Consider the following 9,273-nt stretch of genomic DNA (forward strand, 5'->3'; position numbering starts at 1 on the left):
GCGAAGGGGAAAGCAAGCACCCGCCCGGTTCTTGCTTCCCTTCCGGATTCGTAAGGGGAGGGTGCCTAATGGTTCCAATGATCGCGCGCAAGCTGCTCGAGCTTGTGCTTGTCATCTTTTTTGTTACGCTGATCGTCTTCTTCACCTTCCGGCTGCTGCCGGGAGATCCCGCTCTGCTCAAGCTGGGACAGGATCCGACACCCGAGGCGGTCGCCGCCATCCGGGCCGAGATGGGGCTGGACCGGCCTCTCCTCAGCCAATACCTGCACTGGATCGGTGATCTCGTGCGCGGCGACTTCGGCGCCTCCAGCCTGGATGGCAAGCCCGTCCTCTCCCTTCTCGCAGAAAAGGTTCCCAAAACGCTGGAGCTCGCCGTGCTCGGGACGCTGCTGTCCCTGTTCATTGCGATTCCGGCCGGTGTACTCGCAGCCGTCTACCGCTACAGCTGGGTCGACCGGCTCATGCGGTCGGTCTCGCTGTTCGGTTTCAGCGTGCCGGCCTATTGGCTCGCCATCCTGCTGATGCTGATCTTCGCGTACAAGGTCCATCTGCTGCCGGCCGGCGGCTATGCGTCACTCGCGGAGAATCCGTGGCTCCATCTAAAGGGACTCGTCCTGCCCGTCCTGACGGTCGGCATCATCAACGCGGCGCAGGTTTTCCGCTTCCTGCGCTCCGGCATGCTCGACATCGTCAACCAGGACTATATTCGGACCGCCCGCGCCAAAGGCGTCTCCGAGGCGCTCGTCATCGGCAAGCACGTCGCGCGCAACACACTGCCCGGCCTGGTGACGGTGGTGACGCTGAACTTCAGCCTCCTGCTGAGCGGGATGGTCATCACGGAGCAGATCTTTGCCTGGCCGGGACTCGGCTGGCTGATGATCCAGTCGATTCTGTCGCGGGATTACGAGGTCGTGCAGGGGGCGGTGCTGCTTTCCGCCGTTTTTATCGTCGTCATGAACCTTGTCGGCGATTTGATCAACGCTATGCTGGACCCGCGGATCAAATACAACTAACGGAGGCGACCCATGAAGAAGCTTTGGAAAGACCCCTCATCCGCCTTCTGTCTCTCGTTCCTGCTCCTGATTACACTGCTCGCTCTGCTGGCTCCGCTGCTCACTCCCTACCGGTACGACCAGATCGCAGCCGATCCGCTGCTCGGCGCTTCCTGGAGCCATCTGTTCGGGACGGACGAGATCGGGCGGGACATCTTCACCCGGATTGTCTACGCGGGCCAGGTGTCGCTCCTCGTCGGCCTATGCTCCACGCTGATCGCGCTGTTGTTCGGCGTCGTACTCGGGCTGGTCAGCGGCTATTACGGCGGCGCCCTCGACGCGCTTATCAGCCGGTTTTTGGACGGCCTGCTCGCATTCCCGTCCATCATACTCGCGCTGGCCGTCATGGCGGTGCTCGGCCCCAATATCTACAACGCGATGCTGGCGATCGGCCTCGTCTCGGTCCCCATCTTCGCGCGGATTACGCGCGGCAGCGTGCTGACGATGAAGAGCCGGGAATTCGTGGAGGCGTCCCGGTCCATGGGGGCGGGAGACGGCCGCATCATGTTCGGCGTCATTCTGCCGAACTCGCTGTCTCCGCTGCTGGTCCAGTTCAGCTTGACCTTCGCCTCGGCGGTTCTGATCGAAGCGGGGCTCAGCTTTCTCGGACTAGGGGTCCAGCCCCCCACCCCCTCCTGGGGATCCATGCTAAACGCGGCCAAAAGTTATCTGACCATCTCGCCCCTCTACTCCATCGTGGCGGGAGCGGCCGTGTTCCTGACGGTGCTCTGCCTGAATTTGCTCGGCGACAGCTTGCGGGATCATCTCGATCCGCGCATGAACAAGCGGAGGTGAGAGGATGAACGAATCGCTATTAGACGTGAACAGCCTGACCGTCGGATACCGCGACGGCAGCCGCCCGATCTCGATCCTGAACCAGGTCACATTCCGGATTCGCAAAGGAGAGACCCTCGGCATCGTCGGGGAGAGCGGGTGCGGCAAAAGCATGACCTCGCTCGCCGTCATGGGTCTGCTCGCTTCGCCGCTGCAGGTGCAGGAGGGCAGCATCCGGCTGGAGGAGACGGAGCTGACCGGCCTATCCGCCAAGCAGATGAACCGATACCGCGGCAAGGACCTGGCGATGATCTTTCAGGAGCCGATGACGTCGCTCAACCCGGTCTTCACAATCGGCAGCCAGATCGAAGAGGCGCTGGCCATTCATCTGCCGCTGTCGCGAAGCGAGGTCCGCAAACGGGCCATCGAGCTGCTGCAGCTCGTCGGCATTCCCTCACCGGAGAAAAGGCACGGCGATTACCCGCACCAGCTGTCCGGCGGCATGCGCCAGAGGGCGATGATCGCGATCGCGCTGGCGTGCGAGCCCCGGCTCTTGATCCTCGACGAGCCGACCACCGCGCTTGACGTGACGATCCAGGCGCAGATTCTCGAGCTTTTGGCTTCACTTAAGGAAAAAAGCGGCATGTCCATGATGTTCATCACCCACGATCTCGGCGTCATGATGAAGATGGCCGATCGCGTTATCGTCATGTACGGTGGCCGCATCGTGGAAACCGCCCCCATCGCCAAGCTGTACGAAGAGCCTCTGCACCCGTATACCCAGGGACTGTGGAAGGCGATCCCGAGCGCGGACACGCTGAACCAGCGGCTGTACAGCATTCCCGGCACCGTGCCTGACCCCCGGGAGGAAACGCCCGGCTGCCGGTTCGCGGGACGCTGTCCCCACGCCAGACAAGAATGTCTCGCCGCCGTCCCGCCTCTCGTGCCGATGGACGAGGACCGCAGCGTTGCCTGCATTCTCTATTCCTGAAAGGAGGCGTTCCCATGCCGGACGTCCTGTTACGTGCAGAGAACCTGACGAAACATTTTCCGGTCAAGGAAGGCCGGTTTGGCAAGCAGCGCAGCCGTGTGCATGCGCTCGATGGCATCGAGCTGTCGGTTTACCGCAACGAAATCCTTGGCATCGTCGGTGAGAGCGGGTGCGGCAAATCGACGCTGGCTCGCGTCCTGCTGAACCTGATCGAGCCGACGGCCGGGACGGTGAGCTTCGACGGGGTGAACCTGCAGGGCCTCACCCGGCGGCAAATGCGGGAGCAGCGCCGGGAGATGCAGCTCGTCTTTCAGGACCCGTTCTCGTCGCTCGATCCACGCAAGACGGTGCGCAGCCTGATCGCCGAGCCGCTCGATATTCACCGGGTCGGCACGCCGCAGGAGCGGACCAAGCGGGCCAGTGAGCTGATGGAGACCGTAGGCCTCAGCCGGTCCTATCTGAACCGCTATCCGCACGAATTCAGCGGAGGGCAGCGGCAGCGGATCGGCATCGCTCGCGCACTGGCGCTTAGGCCCAAGCTGATCGTCTGCGACGAGCCGGTCTCCGCTCTCGACGTCTCCGTCCAGGCGCAGATCATCAACCTGCTGCAGGATCTGCAGCAGCAGTTCGGTCTCACCTATCTGTTCATCGCCCACGGCCTCGATGTCGTGCGGCACATCAGCGACCGGATCGCCGTCATGTATCTGGGCAAGCTGGTCGAGATCGGGCCGGCGGATACCATCTTCACCGCCTCCCGGCATCCTTACACGTGCGCGCTCATCTCCGCCATGCCGAAGTTCGAGCTGAATCCGTCGTCGAATCCGCTTCCTCTCAAGGGCGAGATTCCGTCGCCGATTCATCCACCTGCCGGCTGCCGGTTCCATACCCGCTGCCCGTTCGCGCAGGAGCGGTGCCGCCGGGAGGAGCCGGCGCTCACGCCGCAGGACGAGCACCACTCCTTCGCCTGCCACTTCCCGCTGCCTGCGGAGGCGGAGACGGGAGTACGGCCTGCTGTTCATGCTTAGCCATCTCTCGCTTAGCTTCCGATCCCCTCAGATTCCCGTTCTCGCCTAAACCCAATCCCGCTAAGCATTCGGTCAGCGTCCAGCTTCCCCCGCTTGCTTAGTCCTCATACCCGCTAACCTTCAACAAAAAGCGACCGCCGAACCGGCGGTCGCTCTCTCTACTTCTACTCAATCTCAACAATCAGCTCGATTTCGACCGGTGTGTCGAAGGGCAGTTCGTTGGCGGAGATGGCGGAGCGGGCATGCCGCCCCTTCTCTCCGAACACCTGAACGAGGAGCTCGGAGGCTCCGTTGATGACGTAGGGCTGCTCCACGAAGCCGTCCGCCGAATTGACAAAAGCCAGCATTTTGACCACCTGCTTCACCCGGTCAAGCTCACCAAGATGCTCCTTGAGCACGGACAGAATGTTGATCATCACCTGCCGCGCAGCGTCGTAGCCCTGCTCCACCGTCAGGTCCTTGCCCACCTTGCCGGTATACTTCAGCACGCCGCTGACGCGGCAGTCGCATCCCGAAGTATAGACCAGGCTGCCGACCGTTTTGGCCGGTACATATTCGGCGACCGGCTTCGGCACTTGCTCCAGCTCGATCCCCAGCTCCTTCAGCCGATTTTCAATCTGTCCCATAATAATTCCTCTCCTTTGTCACGTCGTTTCATGATGAGAGCTCGTTCCGCTCGCTTAATGATGAGAGCTCGTTCCACTCGCTTAATGATGACAATGGCAGCCCATTCCGCTCGCCGGCAAGAAAACTCCGCTTCGCATCCCGGTATGCCTTCCTTTGTCCATGACCGGCTTCCCGTTCACCCAGACATTTTTGATTCCCGAGGGATACCTCATGGGATCGTCATAGGTCGCGCCGTCGCAGATCGTCTCCGGGTCAAAGACGGTGAGATCTGCCTGGTAGCCCGGAACCAGCAATCCTCTGCTCCCGAGCTGAAATCGCTGAACCGGGAAAGAGGTGATTTTGCGGACGGCCTGCTCCAGCGTCAGCAGCTTCTCTTCACGAACATACTTGCCGAGCAGCCGGGGAAAGGTGCCATAGGACCGAGGATGCGGCTTCCCGGTGACACAGCCCAGACTGTCCGACGCGATGAGCGACCGATCGTAACGAATGACCTCACGGACATCGCTCTCCGCCATATGAAAATACACGATCGACAAGTTCCCCCGCTCCGCAAGAAGCAGATCCATCATCGCATCCTCGGGATCCTGCCCCATCAATGCGCTCACCTCGGCCATCTGCTTGCCCTCCAAGCCCCGATTCGCTTCCGAGGGAATGGCGGACAGGTAGACGCTCTGCCAGCCGGTGGACAGCACAAGGTTGTCCCAATCGCTTTGCTCGTGCCGCAGCTCCTCCTTGATGCGCCGGCGCTGGAGCGGGTCCTCCAGCCGGGCGAGCACCGCCTCGATGCCGCCTTCCAGCGCCCAAGGGGGCAAAATCGTCGTAAGCGACGTCGAGCCGGCCGCATACGGATAGACGTCGCAGGTGACGTCCAGTCCGCGAGTCCTCGCCGCCTCGATCAGCTCCAGCGCATCGTGAACGCTCCCCCAGTTGATCGCGCCCGCCGCCTTCAAATGGCTCACATGCAGCGCGACGCCGCTCTTCTCCGCGATCCAGATGACCTCGCGCACGGATGGGAGCAGATTGTTGCCTTCGCCGCGGATATGGGTCGCCAATAGTCCCCCGTGCCGGGCAACGACCTCACACAGCTCGGCAAGTTCCTCTCGGCTGGTGTAGCTGCCAGGCGCGTAGAGAAGGCCGATAGACAGGCCTATCGCACCGGCTTTCATACCTTCCTCGAGCATGGTCTTCATACGCGCCAGCTCCTCGGCGGTCGCCGGTCGGTTCGCGAAGCCCATGACGGCAATGCGCAGCGACCCGTGTGCGACGTAGGTCGCTACGTTAGCGGAGGCATGAGCCGAGCTAAGACGGCACAGGTAATCGTTCACCGTTCGCCAGCTCCACTCCCAGGACGTCCGGCCGAGCACCGGCTCCACATACGAAGCAAGTGCCTGCTCGAAGGGCGGAAGCAGCGGAGCGGGACCGAGCCCGCAATTGCCCACCACTTCCGTAGTGACGCCCTGCTGCAGCTTCATCTCGGCATTCGGCTGATCCAGAAGGAGCAGATCCGAATGAGAATGCCCGTCAATGAAGCCGGGGGCGATCACATTCCCTTGTGCATCCACCGTTTCGGCGCTTTCCTGATCGACGCGTCCCACATGGGTAATGCGGCCTTCCTTGACACCGACATCGCCATAAAACCAGGGATTCCCGGTTCCGTCGACAATCCGGCCGTTTCGGATAATTAGATCCAGCATGGCACTTGCTCCTCTTCATTCGGCCGAGCGCGGGGGTTGCCAAACGGCCGGATTTTTGGGGATAAACGGCGGATTCCCATCTCCTCGTCGCGTGCTTGCTTTCTGTGTGGGAATTCCACCAATCCCCGCTGACCATATTGTAAGCGATACCAGTTTTTCACGCCAGTCCTCGTGGATCCGCCAACCCTTGGTGATCCTCTGGCTCTCGCCTCATGTGAGACTCTTCTCTACTTCTCCCGCCTTGTCCCCTCCATTCCACATCATTGCAATTCCTTTTACGGGCCCTATCCCTTCGTGCTGCTATAGGCTCGATCGCTTGCTTACCAGTCCTCTGTCTTCGCCTCCAAAAGAAAAAAGCCGGGTTTCCCCCGGCTCATTAATTTGAAAATCCACCCTAATTGGCCAGTCTCCTTGCTTACAGAGCCCAATTGCCTTGACGGAATACCGGAATGACGGTTCCGTCCGGCAGTTCTCCGTCGATATCCAGCTCAGAGGAGCCGATCATGAAGTCGACATGCGTCAGACTCACATTCGCCCCTCTCTCGAGAAGCTCCTCCTTGGACATCTTGGTTCCGTTCTCCAGCGTGAACGGATAGGCGCTGCCTAACGCCAAATGGCAGGACGCATTCTCATCCACCCCGGTATTGTAGAAGATCCTGTTCAGATTCGAGATAGGAGAATCGTGGGGAACCAGCGCGATCTCGCCCAGATAGCGGGCTCCCTCATCCGTTTCCAGCAGCGTCTTCAGATGCTCCTCTCCCACCTCGGCGGAATAATCGACCACCTTGCCGTCTTGAAAAGTGAAGCTAAACTTGTCCACGATCCGGCCGCCAAGGTTAAGCGGCATCGTGCTCGAGACCTTCCCGTTCACGCCGGTCCGGTGCGGCATGGAGAATACTTCCTCCGTCGGCATGTTGGCGACAAAGTAAACGCCGTCCTGATTATAGCTGCCGCCACCGAGCCACAGATGACCTTCTGGCAGCTCGATCGTCAGGTCCGTTCCCGGCGCCTTGTAGTGCAATTTCTTAAACTTCTTCTCGTTTAAGGCCGTATGCACACACTTCAGCTTGGCTATATGCTCGTGCCAGGCCGCCACGGGATCTTCCTGATCCACCCGGTTCATCTTGAAAATGGTCTCCCACATCGCTTCTATCCGCTGCTCTTCCGGAAGCTCAGGGAACACTTTGGCAGCCCAAGCCCGGGTCGGTGCCTTTACGAGGCACCAGCTGAACTTGTTCGTCCGAACGTATTGCTGGTACTTCTGACGAGCCATGGCAGCCGCTTTGGTCGAAGTTGCAACTTTGGCCGGGTCAATGCCTTTGAACAGGTCCGGATCCGGGACCTTGATGTTGAGCACGGCACCGCCGCCTTCCACGAGCTGCTCCAGCATTTGGGCGTTCCACGCTGGGTAATAGGTAAAGCTTTCGTCTGGAGCGGACTCGAATCTTGCTCGGGTAACCGCTTCGTCATCCCATTGCACCTGCACGTACTTGGCCCCTGCTTCATAGGCCTTGCGGACAACCTTCCGAGTCAGCTCAGCGGTTTCCAAAGGGGACTCCACCAAAAGAACCTGTCCCGGCTGCAGGTTAACCCCAACCTTAATCAACAATTCGGCATATTTGTCTAACTGCCGCTTGAATGCATCCATCTTTCCGATCTCCTTCACCCTGTTTATCATTCCCCAAGCGAACGAATTGCTCCCTTTCCCGGTATACAGGCAAAAGGTTCCTGGCCGATTCCCGGCTGGCTAGGGGCTCTCTTTACTATACGGGATGGCATCCGGCCAGGCAATCCTCGGCACTATCTCAATCGGGTTGAAACGGTGAAGCCTGCTCCTTCCATACTGCGAGAGAGACTCTCCTTTTTACCTCATTCGGCTTGAAGGCAGCATCCGATCTCCCTATAGTTCTTGAAGGCTCGCCTTGAGGCCGAAGGCCATGCCGACAACCGCAAAAAAGCATACAAAAAAGCCGTGGTCACAACCACGGCTTGTTCAGTCGAATGAAAGATGGAGCGGATGATGGGAATCGAACCCACGCTACCAGCTTGGAAGGCTGGAGTTCTACCATTGAACTACATCCGCGCAGCCAGAAACGTGTATGCCGGAAACCTGTTAATGCCGGTAGAGGGACTTGAACCCCCACGGTTTCCCTCACGATTTTGAGTCGCGCGCGTCTGCCATTCCGCCATACCGGCTTATCAATACGTGCCCTGAGAGATTCGAACTCCCGACCTTTTGATTCGTAGTCAAACGCTCTATCCAGCTGAGCTAAGGGCACACAAGTGAAGAAATCAAGAAAAAAGCGGAAGACGGGAATCGAACCCGCGACCCTCGCCTTGGCAAGGCGATGCTCTACCGCTGAGCCACTTCCGCAAATTCTTGTTTCCCCTAAGGGAATTTGGTGCGGTCGAGAGGACTCGAACCTCCACGGCTGTTACACCACTAGAACCTGAATCTAGCGCGTCTGCCAATTCCGCCACGACCGCATGCTGCAAATTCTTGTTACGCTCATCCGAAGATGAAGTTGGTGCGGTTGAGAGGACTCGAACCTCCACGGGCTTTCGCCCACTACCCCCTCAAGATAGCGTGTCTGCCATTCCACCACAACCGCATGGCAATCAATCTGTTTGTTCCAGCAACCGTCTGACCGATCTATATCGCTCCGACCATTTTTGTGAGGCAAAAATGGTGAGCCATGAAGGACTCGAACCTTCGACACCCTGATTAAAAGTCAGGTGCTCTACCAACTGAGCTAATGGCTCCTACGGAAAACTGAATGGTAATAATCAATGGCGGAGCCGACGGGATTCGAACCCGCGGTCTCCTGCGTGACAGGCAGGCATGTTAGGCCTCTACACCACGGCTCCACACTATTGTTCCCATGAAGGGAAGATTGGTTGCGGGGGCAGGATTTGAACCTGCGGCCTTCGGGTTATGAGCCCGACGAGCTACCGGGCTGCTCCACCCCGCGTCAGTAAAAACCTTCTATGGTGGGCGCTGACGGGATCGAACCGCCGACCCTCTGCTTGTAAGGCAGATGCTCTCCCAGCTGAGCTAAGCGCCCTTACTATGACCCGTAGGGGATTCGAACCCCTGTTACCTCCGTGAA

The 9,273-nt window shown here is 59.5% G+C and carries 7 protein-coding genes and 10 tRNA genes; 4 read left to right on the forward strand and 13 right to left on the reverse strand.

Going from position 1 to position 9,273, the window contains the following annotated elements; translation table 11 throughout:
* Positions 1-68: 68 nt before the first annotated feature.
* Genes KJS47_RS21980 through KJS47_RS21995 form a run of 4 tightly spaced genes read left to right on the forward strand, consistent with a single transcriptional unit; the run spans position 69 to position 3,842 of the window.
* On the forward strand, positions 69-1,013 hold the full coding sequence (locus tag KJS47_RS21980; RefSeq protein ID WP_213527762.1) for an ABC transporter permease: 945 nt from the start codon (positions 69-71) through the stop codon (positions 1,011-1,013).
* A gap of 12 nt (positions 1,014-1,025) precedes the next feature.
* Complete coding sequence (locus KJS47_RS21985) at positions 1,026-1,847, forward strand: ABC transporter permease (RefSeq protein ID WP_213527764.1); 822 nt, start codon at positions 1,026-1,028, stop codon at positions 1,845-1,847.
* A 4-nt stretch (positions 1,848-1,851) separates the two neighbouring features.
* Positions 1,852-2,817, forward strand: a complete 966-nt coding sequence (locus KJS47_RS21990) for an ABC transporter ATP-binding protein (RefSeq protein ID WP_213527766.1) — start codon at positions 1,852-1,854, stop codon at positions 2,815-2,817.
* Positions 2,818-2,831: 14 nt separating this feature from the next.
* Complete coding sequence (locus KJS47_RS21995; protein WP_213527767.1) at positions 2,832-3,842, forward strand: ABC transporter ATP-binding protein; 1,011 nt, start codon at positions 2,832-2,834, stop codon at positions 3,840-3,842.
* Positions 3,843-4,006: 164 nt separating this feature from the next.
* Here the strand turns inward: KJS47_RS21995 and KJS47_RS22000 are convergent, their stop codons facing one another.
* The 13 genes from KJS47_RS22000 to KJS47_RS22060 form a co-directional block, all read right to left on the reverse strand.
* Positions 4,007-4,468 carry a RidA family protein gene (locus tag KJS47_RS22000; protein ID WP_213527769.1) on the reverse strand — a complete coding sequence of 154 codons (462 nt, stop codon included), beginning with the start codon at positions 4,466-4,468 and terminating at the stop codon, positions 4,007-4,009.
* An 81-nt stretch (positions 4,469-4,549) separates the two neighbouring features.
* Complete coding sequence (locus KJS47_RS22005; protein ID WP_213527771.1) at positions 4,550-6,163, reverse strand: N-acyl-D-amino-acid deacylase family protein; 1,614 nt, start codon at positions 6,161-6,163, stop codon at positions 4,550-4,552.
* 415 nt (positions 6,164-6,578) lie between these two features.
* Positions 6,579-7,811: an aminopeptidase gene (locus KJS47_RS22010; protein WP_213527773.1), complete on the reverse strand. Its 1,233-nt coding sequence runs from the start codon at positions 7,809-7,811 to the stop codon at positions 6,579-6,581.
* A gap of 361 nt (positions 7,812-8,172) precedes the next feature.
* A tRNA-Gly gene (locus tag KJS47_RS22015) sits at positions 8,173-8,246 on the reverse strand.
* 34 nt (positions 8,247-8,280) lie between these two features.
* Positions 8,281-8,359, reverse strand: a tRNA-Leu gene (locus tag KJS47_RS22020).
* Between the two features lie 9 nt (positions 8,360-8,368).
* A tRNA-Arg gene (locus tag KJS47_RS22025) sits at positions 8,369-8,442 on the reverse strand.
* A 23-nt stretch (positions 8,443-8,465) separates the two neighbouring features.
* Positions 8,466-8,537, reverse strand: a tRNA-Gly gene (locus KJS47_RS22030).
* A gap of 26 nt (positions 8,538-8,563) precedes the next feature.
* Positions 8,564-8,650 (reverse strand) — tRNA-Leu (locus KJS47_RS22035).
* Positions 8,651-8,689: 39 nt separating this feature from the next.
* A tRNA-Leu gene (locus tag KJS47_RS22040) sits at positions 8,690-8,775 on the reverse strand.
* 75 nt (positions 8,776-8,850) lie between these two features.
* Positions 8,851-8,926 (reverse strand) — tRNA-Lys (locus KJS47_RS22045).
* 28 nt (positions 8,927-8,954) lie between these two features.
* Positions 8,955-9,031: transfer RNA gene (locus KJS47_RS22050), tRNA-Asp, on the reverse strand.
* Between the two features lie 27 nt (positions 9,032-9,058).
* A tRNA-Met gene (locus KJS47_RS22055) sits at positions 9,059-9,135 on the reverse strand.
* A 17-nt stretch (positions 9,136-9,152) separates the two neighbouring features.
* Positions 9,153-9,228 (reverse strand) — tRNA-Val (locus KJS47_RS22060).
* Positions 9,229-9,273: the final 45 nt, after the last annotated feature.

Origin of the sequence: Paenibacillus sp. J31TS4 (genome assembly GCF_018403265.1) — a bacterium.
Lineage (GTDB): Bacteria > Bacillota > Bacilli > Paenibacillales > NBRC-103111 > J31TS4.